This window comes from Streptomyces sp. NPDC054841 (assembly GCF_053611045.1).
Genome location: NZ_JBSGZO010000025.1, coordinates 25978 through 43199 on the forward strand (window position 1 = coordinate 25978; position 17222 = coordinate 43199).

Consider the following 17222-nt stretch of genomic DNA (forward strand, 5'->3'; position numbering starts at 1 on the left):
AGTCCCCACCGATGTCTCACGCCGCCCGCGTGATCCGCCGCCGAACGACCGGCCTGCTTGGCGCCCTGATGGCAGCCATGGCCATCTCGACAGCCGCTGCTCCTGCCGCCCACGCGGACGACATGAGGTCCAAGCAGTGGTACCTGGACGCGATGAAGGCCGATCAGTTGTGGAAGGTCTCCACCGGCAAGGGGATCACTGTGGCGGTGATCGACAGCGGCGTCGACGCTTCCACCCCGGAGCTGCGCGGCAAAGTTCTTCCGGGCCCGGACTTCCTCCATGGCAAGGGCGACGCGCGCCACGATGAAGATGGTCATGGCACCTCGATGGCACTCACGATTGCCGGCAGTGGGACGGGTGGCGGCGTCTTCGGGGTGGCTCCGGATGTCAAGATCCTTCCGGTGGTCGCGAGCGACGGTGTGACCATCTTCGGTGGCCGCGAGGCCACTGCCAAAGGCCTCCGCTACGCGGCTGATCACGGTGCCCGAGTCATCAATATCTCCCTCGCGGGACACACGCCGGGACAGGACCTGACGGAGCTGCAGTCGGCGGTGGACTATGCGGTCCAGAAGGGTTCGTTGATCTTCGCCGGGTCCGGTAACGACGGCGACAAGGGCAACCCTGTCGAGTACCCCGCCGCCACGCCGGGCGTCGTTGCAGTCGGAGCTGTGGGCACCGACGGCAAGGTCACCAAGTTCTCCGGCTACGGTGACCACGTTGCCCTGGTGGGCCCCGGCGACAAGATGCCCACGCGCTGCTCGGACGGCAACGGTTACTGCGAGAGCGGGGGCACCAGCCATGCCACCGCCTACGCCTCCGCCTCCGCCGCCCTCATCTGGTCAGCCCACCCCAACTGGACCGCGAACCAGGTCCTGCGCGTCATGATGGAGACCGCAGGCCACAACGGCCCCGTCCCCAGCAAGTACATCGGCTACGGCTCCATCCGCCCCGCCCAGGTCCTCCTGGAGGGCAAGGGCAACCCCGGGCCCCCCGATGTGAACCCGCTGCTCGCCGCGCGGGCGAGTGCGTCACCCACACCCGAGACTTCCCCCTCTCCTGAGAGCACGGGGGCAAGCGGCAACGGCCAGGCCCAGGAGCCCAAGGCTCCTGAGGCGGCCGCCGGGTCCGACGAGGGCGGCTTTCCGCTCTGGGCCATCGCCGCGAGTGCAGCCGCCGTCGTCGCCGTCATCGGCGCCGCCGTGGCGGTGAGCGTACGCAACAGGAGAGCGTAGCCAAACGCACGGAGATCCACCTGGCCGGAGACTGCCGGCCGGGTCAGGGATATCGAGAATGAGGAGCTCCATATGACCAGCCCCGCAGGTGGGTTCGGACTTGCCGACGATCCGGTAACCAAGGCGAAGATCAAGATCGCTCAGACCGGCGAGGCGGTGACCAAGCAGGCCCGCGAGCTGGCCAACATCATCGAGACGGTCAGCGCCGGATGGACCGGTGCGGGCGCCGGCGGCTTCAAGACCGCCCAGGTCGTGATCAACGAGGACCATGACGAGATCCGACGGCTGCTCCGGGTTCTCTACAACGCCGTTGCCGAGACCAAGAACCTCAGCAACGCCAATGACCAGGAAGTGGACGACGTGTTCAAGGCCGCCGCAGCCAAGTCCGGCCTGAACAACGTCTGAATCTCAAGGAGCAGAACATGTCCGGAATTGACCAGAGCGGTACCAAGGTTCGGTACGACAGCGTTCAGGAGATCGCGAACCGTATCCGCGTCGTATCGCAGAACATCATCAAGGACCTTGAGGAGATGGACAATGCCCTCAAGGTCGTCACCGGTACCTGGGACGGTGAGGCCCATCAGGGATACGTGGACCTCCAGAAGAAGTACAAGTTCAAGGCGGAGGACATGAGGGACCGCCTGGAGGTCGTCGCGAAGTTGGTGGAGCAGGGCAAGGACAGCTACCGCTCCACGGACATCAAGGCATCGCGGCTGTTCACCGAGGCCTTCTGACGATCGCCCGGACCCACGCGGAAGGGGCACGCTCTTCACAGAGCGTGCCCCTTCGGCATGTTTGGCGCTCGGGTCGACGGAACAACTGATCCCGGCGCCCCAGAGTCAGACCGAGCTAGGTCAATCGGTGGCACCAGGCTCCTTGGCCGGCGCCTCCGGCTCTTGCGACAGCCGCTCCGCCACGAATGTGCCCAGCCTCGGAACGGTGTAGACGACGCCCTCGTCCCGCAGGTGCGCGATCACCTTGCGGGCAGTGCCGCGCGCGATGCCGAACTCTCCCATGAGTTGATTCTCGGACGGCATCGGCTGGCGCGGCTGGTATGTGCCGTCGGTGATGCGTTTCCGCAGCTCCTCGGCGACCTGGACCCACCTGTAGCGGTCTGCAGCGAACTCCATGCATGGAACGTAAACGCACACGGATGAGTGAGCGCGTTCGGGTATCAACATGGTTAAGCATGTACAAGCATGATGTAGCCGCGCTACGGTTGTCAGACACAAGAAGAACCCCGGCGACGGAGGCAAGCCGTCCCGGGGCATGGCCGATCTGAATGGAGCAGACCGACATGCAGGACCTTATCCATGCCCTCAGCCTTTGGGCGAGGCTGGTGTTCTCACCACGGCCCGGTGGCCGACACCGTTGCCGGCCGATTCGGCGTGGGACGCCGTCGCGGACCCCGCTCCACCCCGTCGCCTCCGCAACCCCGTCCCGGCGTCCGCGCACGGTAACGCTTCCGGCGCCCCGCTCTCCGTACGGGCTCGACGTGCGGCTGGACGGAAGCGACACGGCTCTGGTCCGCCCGTACCTCGTCGCGGACGAGGAGCGGGCGCGGCAGTGGCGGCTCACACCGGCGTCCCCGGCAATCTTCGGCACCCGGGCGGCGGCTCGATGAGCGCGGAGGCTCAGCGTCCACGATCGAACGAGCCCGATTGCTTCCGTTGCGGTGACAGACACGGCCCGTGGCGGCCGACGGGCGAACGCTACCCGTCCGGCGAGTCAGTGCTCCTGTGCACCTGCTGCCCGGGCGTGACATCCGGATCCGAACTATCCGCAGCCGGCACCCGCACTCGCCGCGCGGTGCGGATGTGCGTGCGCTGCGAAAGGCTGACCGACGCCCCGGTCGTGGTCTCCGAGGTACACGCCGGTTCGGGGCCAGGGTTCAACGTCTACGCCTGTCCGGCGTGTGCCCTGTTGGTCCCGAAGCCGCCGGGTGCGTTCGACTTGCTGGCGTCAGGCTGGCACGAGCGGGCGGAAAGCGACGATCGTGAGGGAGGCGCGTGATGCATGCCGGACGCCCGTGATGCGGTGACGCGTGAGGCTGTAGCCCGACCGTAGACAGGGGGAGGGGTCCGCTCCAAGGAACGGACCCCTCCCCTTCACGAGCCGGGCCGACTCACTGCAGGTCGAACTCCCCGTCCTTGGCGCCCAGGACGAACGCACGCCACTCCGCCTCGGTGTAGCGCAGTACGGTCTCCGGTTCCAGTGACGACCGCATCGCGACGGCTCCACCCGGCAGGTACGCGACCTCCACGCGCTCCTCGTCCGGGCTCGTGCCGGGCGCGCCCTGCCACTCCACCCCGCTGATGTCGAGCGCGTACAGCTCGTCCTTCTCCTGCTGAGTCCCCATGGGTGGCCCTTCCCTCGGTGGTGCGGCAGTGCAGTGCCGTTTGGCGATACCGATTATTCCGTGAAGGTCAGCCGCACTTCAGCGTCTTGACGGTCTCCGTCATGTAGGTGCGCATGAATTTCTCGATCGTGGGCCGAAGATCGGGCTTGTTGGAGGAGGCGCGCGAGACGAACATTCTGAGGGTGAAGTTGTCCGCCTTCTCCGACTTGCACCGGGTGGTGGCTATCGCACCGTGGTTGGCAACCACGGAGTCCGAGAAGCCCAGATCAACGTGCGTCGCACCGTCGAGCGGCCCTCCGGCGACGTTCTTGGCCGCTGACTTCAACAGATCCCCTGCCGTGCCCGTGTGCCACGAGAAGGTGAAGTACAAGGCGGGCTTTCCGTCCACGGCGATGACACAGGGCGCATACCAGCCGGTGTCCCAGTCAACCCTGTTGTCTTCGGAGATCTCGCCTGGCTCGAGCAGTGGCTGGGTGAGGTCGGGGTCGATCTTGGTGCCGCAGATTGTGTCCGGGACCTCATCTGCCTCGTTGAAGGGCGAGCCGCTGCACGCGATGAGCGAGGCGAGCAGAACGGCACACATGAGGCCCAGCGCCCTGTGCTTCGCTTGGCTCATGACGGGGTGCTTGCGGTGAGGGGCTTCACCACGGGTTCCTTCGCCAACGGCTTGTTCTCGCAGCCGAGGGACTCCGTCGCCCTTCGCGTCATGAGATAGAGCAGGGTGATCTGCTCGTCCTGCGTACCGTGATCGTGCACCGGGCCGAGATTGACGGTGTACGACGCATCGGCGTGCAGGGAAACCTTCGCCGACTTTTCGCGCAGATCCCCGGGCATGACACAGGTGACGTCCAGCGTCGAGGTCACATCAGAGGAGGTCCCGAAGGCATTGCCGAAGTCGTAAGAGAAGGTCTCATCCTCCTGCGAGGGCCCGCTCGCGTCGACCCGGGGGACCCACTTGTACTCGATCCTTGTCCGGCCGATGTCCTTCTGGCCGTTGGGGAGGTACTGGCAGGCCATCACCGCGTACATCCTCGAACTATCGGGGAAAAGTCGGAGATTTTCATTCATCTTCTCCGCGAACCTGTACTCCCTATTGTTGATTTCGGTCGTGAAGTCGTCCGCCCGCATGATTTGCCGCAGCAGTTTCTCTTCGGTCGACTTCGCCGAGATGTCGCACAGGTAGTCGTCCGGACGTCCTCCTTGTGGCGCTTCGCTGGTGCAGGACGTCACTGTGAGGAGGGCGGCGATGGCCAAAAGTGGCCAGAGGCGTGTGCTTCGCATGGTCACACCAGGTACCCCTTGGCAGCGCCGATTCCAGCGTCGTGACCCTCGCCCGCGGCGTCCCTCGCCGAATTGAACGGACCCGTGCCCAGGTTCTCGCGCTTGTTCCATTCGTCAAACATACGGTTCATGCCATCCTTCCCGGACGAGTAGGTGTCGCTCGACTTGCGGACATGTACCTGGAGTCCAGGCCTCCCAGCATCTCGTGCGTGTCCGCCGTGTACGTGGCGAGGGGCTCCTGGATACGCGGTACCGAGCAAATCACCCTCCGGCGCAGCCGAGAGACTTGACGGTGGCGGTCATGTACGCACGCATGAACTTTTCGATCGCGGGACGCAGCTCAGGGCTCGTCGCTTGGGCTCGCGGGACAGTCAGACCGAGTGTGAAGTGGTCTCCACGCGGAGACTTGCAAAGCGTGGTGGCCATTGCACCTTCGTTGCCGACGACGGAGTCCTGGAAGCCCAGATCCACACGTGTTGGCTCGGTGAGGTGTGTGACGGAGCTGTCTGTAGCAATCTCTACGAGATCGCCCGGCGACCCGGAATGCCATGCGAACCGGAGTTGAAGAGCGCGCTCATCGTCGATCAGGATGATGCATGGCGCAGTTTGCGCCTCTTTTCGGTCGACTCGGTTGTATTCGTGGAACTTGCCCAGTGGCTCAAGCAGTGGTCCTGAAAGCTCGGTGTCGATCTTGGTGCCGCAGATGACATTCGGGATCTTGTCGTCGGACGATCCGCCGCATGCGACCACGGTCGCCAGCGACGCACAAGTCAGCGTGAGTGCGAGATATCTGTTCATGTTCACTAGGTAGGCTCCCCGGCAACCTCTTTGGCGCGGTCCTGGCCCCGCCCAGAGGCCTCTTCGATGACCTCTTTAAGTTGGAACGAGCCTTTGCTCTCGGCGTCGTGCACCTTGTCCCACTGCTCAGCCAGTGCCATCAGCTGGTGGTTGCGCTTCTCGGCAGCTTTGTAGGTCTTGTCCGCATGCTCGTCGTCGATCCGCTTCTGCTCGTCCTCCAGCCACTTCTCCGTCACATAGTCGAATCCGCCCTGCACCAAGTCACCGCCTACTGGCAGGTATCCGATGGCCTGGTCGAACATCCACTTCTCGTCCCAGGCCGCTACCTCGGGATCGCCGACCGCTTCGGTGCGTGCCTGCTCCAGGAATCCCACTGTGCGCCCTGCCCGGATCAGTGACTCCTGTGGGTCCTTCTGGCCGTCAGCATGAATATCGGTCACCATCGCGTGATTGATCCCCACATTGAGTGCTGCGTAGGAATCCTGGTCCTTGGAGACCTGCTTGATGACCTCGAACAGGTCGTTCTGCTCGAGCGGTGACGCCCCCATGTCAACGCTGCTTGCGGACTGGTGAACGGTGTCGCCGTGGTTGACGAGGATCTTCGCCATCGGGTCGCGCAGAGACTCGGGGAACTCGTCTTCGGCCCCGGCCATGTACTCGATCGAGTTCTTGAGGACCGCCACGTTGTCTGCGGAGTGCTTGGGGGGCTTTGCATACTCCTGAGACGGGTCCATCCCCGTCGCCCCCGCCACCAGCGCCGCCCCGAACCCCGCCCGCTCGTCCCCGTCGAGCGCCGGCGAGTAGTGCGTGGCGTTGCCGACCTCCTTGGCCTCCAGCACCACCTCCCAGTCGCGCTTCATGAGGTGTGCCATACGGTCGTCGTCCTTGAGGAACGACGCCGCCGCCGCGGGGTCATGGCTCATGACACCGAGCAGGCCGTCCATCGGGTCATTGGCGAACCAGCCGTCCTCCTTGCCGCTGTAGTCGCCCTTCATGACCCAGACGTCCGTGCCGTCCTTCTCGGCCTTGATGATGTCGTCGCCGATATCGTGCAGGAACTGCTTCGAATACCCGTCACCCTGCTGCATCAGCGTGACCAGCGACTGGTATCCCCGTGCCTTCTCCAGTCGCAGGTCCGTGAACGACGTGCTGTACCGCTCCATACCGGCCTTCTGCAGGTCGGAGCGGAACTTCTGGTAGAAGTCCGACTTCGGGTTCTGCGTGGCGGAAGCCAGCGAACTCGCCAGCCCCTTCTCCAACGCCGCGTAGTCGCCCTTGTTCTTCACGTCCTTGACGTGGATCAGGTCGTTCAGCTTGTTGGTGAACTCGATCGTTCCCTTGGCCCCGAGCCCGTTGAGAAGTGTCTGACTGAACGCGGCAGTGCCGGAGTTGTCCCGGAACGCGCGCTTGAGCTCCGCCATCTCCGCCGCGGAGACGTCCTTGCCGCTGGTGATCCGGGTCGCGATGTCCTCGGCGTTCTGAGCCTCGTACACCTCGATGTCGCCCTGGGCCCGGCCGTTGAAGCCAACGCCGAGCGTCGCGTCGTTCTTGTCGCCGTAGCCGTCGGTCACGGCGGCCTCGAGGGCGAGCTTGACGCCCTGGTCGGCGTCGTCCACCGCGCGGACGCAGTCGTCGATGCGCTTCTGCCATGACGCGACTGCCTTGTGGCAACTGTCTTGGTACTCGCGATCGTGGACGTAGGCCTGGTACTCGCCCTTGGTGAGCCGTTGCGTGTCGAAGCTGACATGGCCCTGTTCGGAGACCGACATTCCGGCCTTCACGGCTTCCGCACGCGCCGACTCGAGCCTCTTCTTGAGGTCAATGAACTGATCCCGGGCATCACGCAGGAGCGAGGCGATGGCCTTCGCCTGGATCTGGGCCGCGGAGTACTCGTATCGCGTTCCGGCGAAGTTCGTGTGGGCCGCGTCCGCGCTGACGCCGGACCAGTTGGGACCCGTCGTGATCTTCTGGACGGAGTCCCTGTAGAGGTCCTCCATCTTCTTGATCTCACCCGCCATGGCGTCCCATTTACCAGCCGTCGTGGTGAGCTGGCCGAAGTTCGTGTTCATGACCTCGTAGTACGTCAGCATCCGTTCCCCCGTCAGAGTCGTTCGGTGGCATGTCCAGGTCCTCCATCGCCATGAGCAAGGATCACACCCCGTCGAGCCCCGACCTCGGCTTCGCCAGCGGCGTGAACTGTGAATGGATACCGATATCGGTCCTCGCGAAGTAGCCGGAGGCCACGCGCAGGTTGTTCATCTCCGATTCGAGTCGCCCCATGAGGACCTTGACCTGCTGGTCCCACGTCTTCTGGACCTTCTTCAGTCCCGCCGCCGTATCCCAGCCGTCAAAAGCCTTGATGGCGTTGTTGGACTCCTCGTCCGCCCATGCTGTGGCGGTCCCCGTCCCCGGCTTGAGCTCGGTCTCGATCGTGTTCGCCGCGGCGTACTTCTCCGCCGGCGTCGACGCCAGGTCCTGCTTGCCGCCCGGCAGCCCCGCAGGACCGCTGCCCGTCCCGTTCAGCTGCATACTCGTCGCGTGCTCTGCCTGCCGGGCCGCAGACTCCGCCCGCGCCGATGTCCACTCCTGCTCGAAGCTCATGCTTCCTCCCCGTTCCGGTGTACCCACCGGGCCGGAACCCGGCGGCTTCCTGCACCCTCAACACGGCACTCGTCGAGTCCCTCACCACGTCCCTCACCGCGCGGCACTCGTCGAGTCCCTCACCACGACCCTCACCACGTCCCTCACCGCGCTCCTCACGCCTCCGGCAACCGCCCGATCTGCACCAGCGACGCCCCCCGCCTGCGCGAGGCGAAGTACCCACGCCCCGGCGGCATCGCGTGCGGACGTACGTTCCCGATCAGATCGCCCTCGGACGGGTCGCCCGACAGCACCACACCCTGCGCACCCAGCTCCTTGATGCGCTGCATGAACGCCTCGTACATGGAGCGCGAAGCCCCCGCCGAGTTGCGCGCGATGATGAAGCGGACGCCGGTGTCCCGGGCGAAAGGCAGATACTCGGCCAGCGGGCCGAGTGGGTTGCCGGCGCTCGTCGAGACCAGGTCGTAGTCGTCGACGATGATGAAGACCCGCGGCCCCGTCCACCAGCTGCGGTCGCGCAGCTGCTGGGGGGTGACGTTGTCCGGGGGCTGCCTGCGCGAGAACACGCCGGCCAGCGCCTCCATGTGCGTCTGCATCGAGCCGGCCATGGGCGCGTACTCGAGCAGATGGCTTTCCGGCAGTGATCCGAGCAGCGTCCGCCGGTAGTCGCCGACGACGATCTTCGCCTCGTCCGGGGAGTACCGCTCGGCGATCTGCTTGGCCATGAGACGCAGCAGATTCGTCTTGCCGGACTCGCTCTCACCGAAGATCAGGAAGAACGGGTCCGTCTCGAAGTCGACGAACACCGGCTCCAGGTTGGTCTCGTCGATACCGATCGCGATTCCGTGCTGCGGGAATTCGAAGCCCTTCGGCAGCTGATCCGCGCGGAGCATGCGCGGCAGCAGGCGGACGCCCGGCGCCGCGGGACCCGTCCAGCCGGCCTTCACCGCCTGCACGAACGCCTGCGTGCCCTCTGCGAGATCACCCGAGCTGCTCGATCCGTCGATCCGCGGCAACGCCCCCATGAAGTGCAGCTTCTCCGGTACCTGGCCACGTCCTGGCACACCCGTCGGCACGTTCGCCGCGACCTTGCGGTCGAACTCGGAGTCCATGACGTCACCGAGGCGCAGTTCCAGACGGCCCAGCATCTGGTCCTTCAGCGCCGCGCGCACCTCCATGTAGCGCGCGGCCGTGATGACGACATGGATGCCGTAGCCGAGGCCGCGCGCCGCGAGATCCGCGACGACCGGCTCCAGGCCCTCGTAGTCGTTCTTGAAGCCGCCCCAGCCGTCGATGACCAGGAACACATCGCCCCAGGCCTCGCTCGGCAGCTCGCCCGCGGCTCGCTTGCGCCGGTAGGTGGCCATGGAGTCGATCGAGTGCGCGCGGAAGAACTCCTCGCGCCGGTTCAGTACGCCCGCGACCTCGGCGACCGTACGCCGCACCCGCTCCGGGTCCAGCCGGGACGCGACTCCACCGACATGCGGCAGGTCCGCGAGCGAGGCCAGGCCGCCACCGCCGAAGTCCAGTGCGTAGAACTGCACTTCGTGCGGCGTGTGGGTCAGGGAGAACGACGAGATCATCGTCCGCATCAGCGTCGACTTGCCGGACTGCGGACCACCGACGACCATCATGTGGCCGGCGGCACCGGAGAAGTCCCGGTACAGCACCTCGCGCCGCTGCTCGAACGGCTTGTCGATCAGACCCAGCGGCACGACCAGCCCGCCGGGGCGCGTGTACTCGGTCGCCGTCAGCCCGCGGTCCGCGGTCTGCGCGAGCCCCGGCAGCAACTGGTCCAGCGACGGAGCCTGGTCCAGCGGCGGCAGCCACACCTGGTGGGCCGGCACGCCCTGCCCCTCCAGCCTGCGCACGATCACGTCGAGCACGGTGTCCGCGAGCGCGTCGTCCTCGCTGTCGCGGGACGCGGCGAGATATGCCGGGTCGGGCGCCGCGTACACGACCGGCACCGGCGCCGCCGTGAAGACAGCCGGCCGCCGCTCGATCGGCAGCTGGTCCGCCGACAGCCGCGGCCGGTCCGTACGGTACGTACCCGACACGTACGCCGCCTTGAAGCGGGTCATCTCGTCCGTGCCGAACTTCAGATAGCCCGAACCGGGTACCGACGGCAGGTGGTACGCGTCCGGCACGCCGATCGCCGTACGCGATTCCGCCGCCGAGAACGTCCGCAGACCGATCCGGTACGACAGGTACGTGTCCAGGCCGCGCAGCTTGCCCTCCTCCAGACGCTGCGAGGCGAGCAGCAGATGCACACCGAGCGACCGGCCGATGCGGCCGATCTGGATGAACATGTCGATGAAGTCGGGCTTGGCGGTGAGGAGTTCGGAGAACTCGTCGATGACGAGGACCAGTGAGGCCAGCGGCTCCAGCGGGGCACCGGCCGCGCGTGCCTTCTCGTAGTCGTGGATGTTGGCGTAGTTGCCCGCGGAGCGCAGCAGCTCCTGGCGGCGCTGCAGCTCACCGCGGATCGCGTCGCCCATGCGGTCGACCAGCGTCAGATCGTCGGACAGGTTGGTGATGACGGCGGCCACATGCGGCATCTGCGACATGCCGGCGAAGGTCGCGCCGCCCTTGAAGTCCGCGAGGACGAAGTTCAGCGTCTCGGACGAGTGCGTCACCGCGAGACCGAGCACCAGCGTGCGCAGCAGCTCCGACTTGCCGGAACCCGTCGCACCCACACACAGACCGTGCGGGCCCATGCCCTCCTGCGCGGCCTCCTTGAGGTCCAGCATCACCGGCTGGCCGTCCTCGCCGACACCGATCGGCACCCGCAGCCGCTCCGCGGTCGACCGCGGCCGCCAGGTGCGCGCCACGTCCACCGAGGCCGCGTCGCCCAGATTCAGCAGATCCGTGAAGTCCAGGTTGGCGAGCAGCGGCTCGTCGTCGTCGCCCCCGCCCATGCGCAGCGGCGCCAGCTGCCGCGCCAGCGCCTCGGCGGCCGGCAGCGAGATGCCGTCCGGCAGACCCTCGTACGCCACGCCGGCACCGGACTCCAGCCGCAACCGGCCGGGCCGTACGACCACCGAAAGGCCGCCACGCGGCTCGTCCAGCTCGCCCTGCACCACCTCGACGATGGTGACGCCCTGCAGTCCCTCGGCCGCCGCGAACAGCGAGTCCGGCGGCACCAGACCCCGAAGGGAATCACTGTCCAGCACCACCACGATGTGCGGCTGGTCCAGCACCGGCTGGCTGTCCCGGCCGAACCGCGGCCGCCCGTCCAGCCTGCTGCGCAGCAGCTCCTCCAGCTCGCCCAGGTCGTCGCCGAACAGCCGCTTCGTACCGGCCCCGTCGATCTGTCCCGGCACCTGCGTGTGGGGCAGCCACTTCGTCCAGTCCCAGCGCGCCACCGCACCCGGCGCGGCCACCACCGCGACCATCAGGTCCTCGGGGGAGTGCAGCGTCACCAGCTGCGACACCAGCGCCCGGGCCGCCGCATGCGCCGACTCCGGCTCCCCGGACACCGTCACGTGGTAGAACGCCCGCATCGACACGGCCATCGGCAGCCCGTCCAACGAGCCGTGCACCGCCAGGAACTGCTGCATCGCGCCCGCGCACAGCGGCTCCAGCTCATCCACCGGAGCCGTGTCCGGAGCGATCAGCGGCGTCGCCAGCTGCTGCGCGCCGAGCCCCACCCGTACCTGACCGAAGTCCTTGTCGCCGACCCGCCGTTCCCAGACCCGCGAACCCTCGGCGACCACCGACCACAGCTGCTCGGGCGAGGGGTGCAGATACAGCTGCGCGTCGCGCTGCCTGCGCGCCGTCCTGCGGACCGTACGCCGGGTCTGCGCAAGGTATTTGAGGTAGTCGCGCCGGACATCGGCAATTTGCCCCTGCGTACCCTTCCGGAACCGGACGAGCTGTGCGATGGCCATGGCGACCGTCGACACGAGCATCAGAATGCCCATGATCCGCATGAACGGATGGGCGTTCGGCATGAAGAAGAAGACCACCGAAGAACCCATGCCGAGCATCGGCAGGAGCTGCATCAGCATGGACTCCTGCTGGCCTCGAGGCAGTTCGGGCGGGGACTCGAGGGTCAGTTCCTCGGTGGGCACTTCCGGGGGAAGGGAGCGCGGCGGGCGTTTGACGACGATCTGGCTCACCGGAACATCAATCCCTTGATACGGATGAGTCGGAGGTCGGATTCCGCACCGGCGCCCCCGCTGACTGCCTCTGCTTCGCGGGCCTTCCCGCGCGGCGATGATCCTACTTGCAGGCGGCAGAACCATGTCCCGGTAGGGTTGCCGCGCATCGTGCGCAACCGCGAATCAGGGGGTCCCACACGTGAGTACGACCGCAGCGACCGGCTTCTGCCGCGTCACTGTCGTGGCACCGGACAGCCGTATCGACGTCGCCCTCCCCGAGGACATCGCCGTCGCCGACGTCTACCCGGAGATCCTCCGGCTCACCGGCCAGACGCAGTCCGCCGGCACCCCCACCGGCTACCACCTGGTCCGCCGTGACGGCACCGTCCTCGACGGCGCCAGGTCGCTCGCCGCCCAGCAGGTGCTCGACGGCGAGGTGCTCAGTCTGCGGCCGTTCGCCCAGTCGCTGCCGCCCGCGGTCTTCGACGACGTCTCCGACGCGGTCGCCTCCGCCGTCACCCGCGACCGTCATCTGTGGAGCCACGACCTGCTGCGCGGCGCCGGACTCGTCGGCGGGGTGCTGCTGCTCGTCCTCGTGGGTTTCGTGCTCTGGTTCGCCGACCCCGTCCGGCACGACATGCACGGCCTGCCCGGCATCGTCGCGGGCGCGGCCGGTCTCCTGCTGACCGCGTTCGCCGGCGTACGGGCCCGGGTGTACAGCGACCGGGCCACCGCGGTCACCCTCGGCCTCGGCGCCCTTCCGCTGCTGCTGATCGCCGGCTCCGGGATCATCGGCCAGGAGCCCGGTCACGGGCCCGGCCGGCTCCAGTTCCTGCTCGGCTGTGTGACCGTGCTGGTCGCCTCGGTCGCCCTGGTCGCGCTCACCCCGAGCGGGGACGCCCCGTTCGTCGCCGCCACCTTCGTGGCCACCGTCGGCACCCTCGCGACCTTCGTCATGATCCTCACCGAGGCTTCCGCCACGATGACCGCCGCGGTCTGCGCCCCCACGGCCATCGGCCTGGTCGCCTTCCTGCCCGGCCTCTCGGCGCGCTTCGCCCGGCTCCCCATCGGCTACGCCTCCCCGCACAGCGCCACCGACGACGACTTCCACACGGACCCCAACGTGACCCCCCAGGCCCAGCCCGTCGACGCCGAGCGCATCGCCGCCCAGGCCCGCCGGGGCCACGAGATGCTGCTCGGCCTGGTCGGCGGCTGCGCCGCGGTTGTCGTCGGCTCCGCCGCCGTCCTGGGTTTCGCAGGCAACGTCTGGGGCCAGATCCTCACGCTCGCCGCAGGCCTCGCGATGCTGCTGCGCGCCCGGCTCTTCCGGTACACCTCGCAGGTCGCCTGCGTCCTGGTCGCCGGCCTCGCCTCGATCGCCCTGCTGGTCCTCGGCCTCTCCCTGAAGCCGCCGTCCGACCTGGTCAGGGACCTGCTGGTGTACGGGGACCGGGGCGGCCTGGACATCCGTACGATCTGGCTGACCGCCGCCGTCGCCTCCGGAGCGGCCCTGATCACCGCGATCGGCCTGATCATCCCGAGGAAGGGCCTCTCGCCCTTCTGGGGACGGCTGCTCGACCTCACCGAGGGGCTCGTGCTGCTCTCGTTGGTCCCGCTCTGCCTGGCCGTGCTGGACGTCTTCGACCGGGCCCGGTCCCTGACCAGCTAGAGCCTGTCCGGCCGGGGCGAGCGCGGGGCGGACCGGCTCAGGACCAGCTAAGGACCAGCTCAGGACTGGCCCAGGAGCAGCCCAGGACCGGGGCCGGTCCTGGGCCGGGCGGCGGGACTGGTACGCTGTGTGACGGCCGTTTGTGTACGCGTACCCCGGAACGTCGAAATTCTGGAGTGCAGCGCCCATCGCGCCTTCGCCTCCGAGTCACGGAAGCTCCCCTGAGACCAAGACCAGGGGCACTCGTGGGCGCATCGAATCACCAGAGGAGTACCGAGTGTCTCTCGACGCCGCTACGAAGAAGCAGATCATGGCCGAGTTCGGCACCAAGGAGGGCGACACCGGCTCCCCCGAGGTCCAGGTTGCGATGCTCTCCCGCCGCATCTCGGACCTGACCGAGCACCTCAAGACCCACAAGCACGACCACCACTCCCGCCGTGGTCTGCTGATCCTGGTCGGCCAGCGCCGCCGTCTGCTGCAGTACCTGGCCAAGAAGGACATCCAGCGCTTCCGTACGCTGGTCGACCGCCTCGGCATCCGCCGCGGTGCGGCCGGCGGTGCCAAGTAAGACGCCGTGAAGGGAGCGGTTCCCACTCTTAGGGGGCCGCTCCCTTTGCTGTACATGCGGTCTTGCGGCAAACCTCAGTAATCTGGTCGCACAACGCAATGTCGCAGTATCTGAAGTACGCAGTACCCGTAGTACCGCGGTACCCCTGAAGTACACCGCGGTACCCCTGAAGTACGCAGTACCCGAAAACGCAATACCGAACGAGGAGGAGCGCCCCTCCGCCGCCGGTCCTCGGTAGTGGCCCCCGGAACCCATCACCCGGGTGCTTCGATCGAAGACCGGCCCGCACACAAGGCGCGCTTCTCCGCCACCGTCTCCCCGCCACACGGGCCGGGAGACGCAGACGAGGAGATATCGCTAGTGGAGAACGAGACCCACTACGCCGAGGCCGTCATCGACAACGGCTCCTTCGGCACCCGTACCATCCGCTTCGAGACGGGCCGCCTGGCCAAGCAGGCCGCCGGTTCCGCCGTGGCGTACCTGGACGACGACACCATGGTGCTGTCGGCCACCACCGCGTCCAAGAACCCCAAGGACCAGCTGGACTTCTTCCCTCTGACGGTCGACGTCGAGGAGCGGATGTACGCCGCGGGCAAGATCCCCGGTTCCTTCTTCCGCCGTGAGGGCCGCCCGTCCGAGGACGCGGTCCTCACCTGTCGCCTGATCGACCGCCCGCTGCGCCCGTCCTTCAAGAAGGGCCTGCGCAACGAGATCCAGATCGTCGAGACGATCATGGCGCTCAACCCCGACCACCTGTACGACGTGGTCGCGATCAACGCCGCCTCCTGCTCCACGCAGCTGGCCGGCCTGCCCTTCTCCGGCCCGATCGGCGGCACCCGTGTCGCGCTGATCAACGGCCAGTGGGTGGCCTTCCCGACCCACACCGAGCTCGAGGACGCCGTCTTCGACATGGTGGTCGCGGGCCGCGTCCTGGAGGACGGCGACGTCGCGATCATGATGGTCGAGGCCGAGGCCACCGAGAAGACCATCGAGCTGGTCAAGGGCGGCGCCGAGGCTCCGACCGAGGAGGTCGTCGCCGCCGGTCTCGAGGCCGCGAAGCCCTTCATCAAGGTCCTCTGCAAGGCCCAGGCCGACCTCGCCGCGAAGGCTGCCAAGCCGACCGGCGAGTTCCCGGTCTTCCTCGAGTACCAGGACGACGTCCTGGAGGCGCTCACCGCCGCGGTCAAGGGCGAGCTCTCGCAGGCGCTGACCATCGCGGGCAAGCAGGACCGCGAGGCCGAGCTGGACCGCGTCAAGGGTCTGGCCGCCGAGAAGCTGCTCCCGCAGTTCGAGGGTCGCGAGAAGGAGATCTCCGCCGCGTACCGCTCGCTGACCAAGTCCCTGGTCCGTGAGCGCGTCATCAAGGAGAAGAAGCGCATCGACGGCCGTGGCGTCACGGACATCCGTACGCTCGCCGCCGAGGTCGAGGCCATCCCGCGCGTGCACGGCTCGGCCCTGTTCGAGCGTGGCGAGACCCAGATCCTGGGCGTCACCACCCTCAACATGCTCCGTATGGAGCAGCAGCTGGACACCCTTTCCCCGGTGACCCGCAAGCGCTACATGCACAACTACAACTTCCCGCCGTACTCCGTCGGTGAGACCGGTCGCGTCGGTTCGCCGAAGCGCCGCGAGATCGGCCACGGCGCCCTCGCCGAGCGCGCCATCGTGCCGGTGCTGCCGACGCGCGAGGAGTTCCCGTACGCGATCCGTCAGGTGTCCGAGGCCCTCGGCTCCAACGGCTCGACGTCCATGGGCTCGGTCTGCGCCTCCACCATGTCGCTGCTGAACGCCGGTGTGCCGCTGAAGGCCCCCGTCGCCGGTATCGCCATGGGTCTGATCTCCCAGGAGATCGACGGCCAGACGCACTACGTCGCCCTCACCGACATCCTCGGTGCGGAGGACGCCTTCGGCGACATGGACTTCAAGGTCGCCGGTACCAAGGAGTTCGTCACCGCCCTCCAGCTCGACACCAAGCTGGACGGCATCCCGGCCTCCGTCCTGGCCGCGGCCCTCAAGCAGGCCCGCGACGCCCGCCTCCACATCCTCGACGTGATGATGGAAGCGATCGACACCCCGGACGAGATGTCCCCGAACGCCCCGCGGATCATCACCGTCAAGATCCCCGTGGACAAGATCGGTGAGGTCATCGGCCCCAAGGGCAAGATGATCAACCAGATCCAGGAGGACACCGGCGCCGAGATCACGATCGAGGACGACGGCACCATCTACATCGGTGCCTCCGAGGGCCCGGCCGCCGAGGCCGCCCGCGCCACGATCAACTCGATCGCCAACCCGACCATGCCGGAGGTCGGCGAGCGCTACCTGGGTACGGTCGTGAAGACCACAACCTTCGGTGCCTTCGTCTCCCTGATGCCCGGCAAGGACGGCCTGCTGCACATCTCGCAGATCCGCAAGCTCGCCGGTGGCAAGCGCGTGGAGAACGTCGAGGACGTGCTCGCGGTCGGCTCCAAGGTGCAGGTCGAGATCGCCGAGATCGACCAGCGCGGCAAGCTCTCCCTCATCCCCGTGATCGCGGACGAGGACGCTGCCGGCGACGACGCCGAGAAGAAGGACGACACCGACAAGTGACGTCCCGTAGTTCCAGGACGAC

The 17222-nt window shown here is 67.2% G+C and carries 16 protein-coding genes; 7 read left to right on the top strand and 9 right to left on the bottom strand.

Annotated features, from left to right (window positions below; genetic code table 11):
• Positions 1-11: 11 nt before the first annotated feature.
• The 3 genes from ACWGI8_RS06055 (at position 12) to ACWGI8_RS06065 (ending at position 1966) form a co-directional block, all read left to right on the top strand.
• Entirely contained in the window at positions 12-1232 is a 1221-nt protein-coding gene (locus tag ACWGI8_RS06055) for a S8 family serine peptidase (RefSeq protein ID WP_453658903.1), read from the top strand.
• Between the two features lie 72 nt (positions 1233-1304).
• Positions 1305-1637 carry a hypothetical protein gene (locus tag ACWGI8_RS06060; protein WP_453658904.1) on the top strand — a complete coding sequence of 111 codons (333 nt, stop codon included), beginning with the start codon at positions 1305-1307 and terminating at the stop codon, positions 1635-1637.
• A gap of 17 nt (positions 1638-1654) precedes the next feature.
• A complete protein-coding gene (locus ACWGI8_RS06065; RefSeq protein WP_453658905.1) occupies positions 1655-1966 on the top strand; it encodes a WXG100 family type VII secretion target in 312 nt (103 codons plus the stop codon).
• 120 nt (positions 1967-2086) lie between these two features.
• On the opposite strand, the gene ACWGI8_RS06070 is transcribed toward ACWGI8_RS06065, so the two are convergent.
• Complete coding sequence (locus tag ACWGI8_RS06070; RefSeq protein ID WP_453658906.1) at positions 2087-2362, bottom strand: GntR family transcriptional regulator; 276 nt, start codon at positions 2360-2362, stop codon at positions 2087-2089.
• Between the two features lie 365 nt (positions 2363-2727).
• Between ACWGI8_RS06070 and ACWGI8_RS06075 the strand changes: the two genes are divergently transcribed.
• Positions 2728-2856 carry a hypothetical protein gene (locus tag ACWGI8_RS06075; protein ID WP_453658907.1) on the top strand — a complete coding sequence of 43 codons (129 nt, stop codon included), beginning with the start codon at positions 2728-2730 and terminating at the stop codon, positions 2854-2856.
• 501 nt (positions 2857-3357) lie between these two features.
• Here the strand turns inward: ACWGI8_RS06075 and ACWGI8_RS06080 are convergent.
• The 8 genes from ACWGI8_RS06080 to eccCa all read right to left on the bottom strand — a co-directional run bounded on the left by ACWGI8_RS06080 (position 3358) and on the right by eccCa (position 12392).
• On the bottom strand, positions 3358-3591 hold the full coding sequence (locus tag ACWGI8_RS06080; RefSeq protein WP_453658908.1) for a DUF397 domain-containing protein: 234 nt from the start codon (positions 3589-3591) through the stop codon (positions 3358-3360).
• Positions 3592-3658: 67 nt separating this feature from the next.
• The gene (locus ACWGI8_RS06085; protein ID WP_453658909.1) at positions 3659-4207 is read right to left on the bottom strand and encodes a hypothetical protein; all 549 of its coding nucleotides are present in this window, start codon (positions 4205-4207) and stop codon (positions 3659-3661) included.
• A complete protein-coding gene (locus ACWGI8_RS06090) occupies positions 4204-4878 on the bottom strand; it encodes a hypothetical protein (protein ID WP_453658910.1) in 675 nt (224 codons plus the stop codon). The genes ACWGI8_RS06085 and ACWGI8_RS06090 overlap by 4 nt, the downstream gene beginning before the upstream one ends.
• Positions 4875-5003: a hypothetical protein gene (locus ACWGI8_RS06095; RefSeq protein WP_453658911.1), complete on the bottom strand. Its 129-nt coding sequence runs from the start codon at positions 5001-5003 to the stop codon at positions 4875-4877. The genes ACWGI8_RS06090 and ACWGI8_RS06095 overlap by 4 nt, the downstream gene beginning before the upstream one ends.
• 130 nt (positions 5004-5133) lie before the next feature.
• Positions 5134-5670 carry a hypothetical protein gene (locus ACWGI8_RS06100; protein ID WP_453658912.1) on the bottom strand — a complete coding sequence of 179 codons (537 nt, stop codon included), beginning with the start codon at positions 5668-5670 and terminating at the stop codon, positions 5134-5136.
• 5 nt (positions 5671-5675) lie between these two features.
• Entirely contained in the window at positions 5676-7760 is a 2085-nt protein-coding gene (locus ACWGI8_RS06105) for a hypothetical protein (protein WP_453658913.1), read from the bottom strand.
• Positions 7761-7821: 61 nt separating this feature from the next.
• Positions 7822-8271 carry a hypothetical protein gene (locus tag ACWGI8_RS06110; protein ID WP_453658914.1) on the bottom strand — a complete coding sequence of 150 codons (450 nt, stop codon included), beginning with the start codon at positions 8269-8271 and terminating at the stop codon, positions 7822-7824.
• A 155-nt stretch (positions 8272-8426) separates the two neighbouring features.
• The gene (gene eccCa / locus ACWGI8_RS06115; protein WP_453658915.1) at positions 8427-12392 is read right to left on the bottom strand and encodes a type VII secretion protein EccCa; all 3966 of its coding nucleotides are present in this window, start codon (positions 12390-12392) and stop codon (positions 8427-8429) included.
• Between the two features lie 181 nt (positions 12393-12573).
• Here eccCa and eccD point away from each other — a divergent pair, with 181 nt between their 5' ends.
• The 3 genes from eccD (at position 12574) to ACWGI8_RS06130 (ending at position 17200) form a co-directional block, all read left to right on the top strand.
• A complete protein-coding gene (eccD, locus tag ACWGI8_RS06120) occupies positions 12574-14043 on the top strand; it encodes a type VII secretion integral membrane protein EccD (protein ID WP_453658916.1) in 1470 nt (489 codons plus the stop codon).
• 277 nt (positions 14044-14320) lie between these two features.
• On the top strand, positions 14321-14611 hold the full coding sequence (rpsO, locus tag ACWGI8_RS06125) for a 30S ribosomal protein S15 (protein ID WP_006346214.1): 291 nt from the start codon (positions 14321-14323) through the stop codon (positions 14609-14611).
• Positions 14612-14971: 360 nt separating this feature from the next.
• Positions 14972-17200: a polyribonucleotide nucleotidyltransferase gene (locus ACWGI8_RS06130; protein ID WP_453658917.1), complete on the top strand. Its 2229-nt coding sequence runs from the start codon at positions 14972-14974 to the stop codon at positions 17198-17200.
• Positions 17201-17222: the final 22 nt, after the last annotated feature.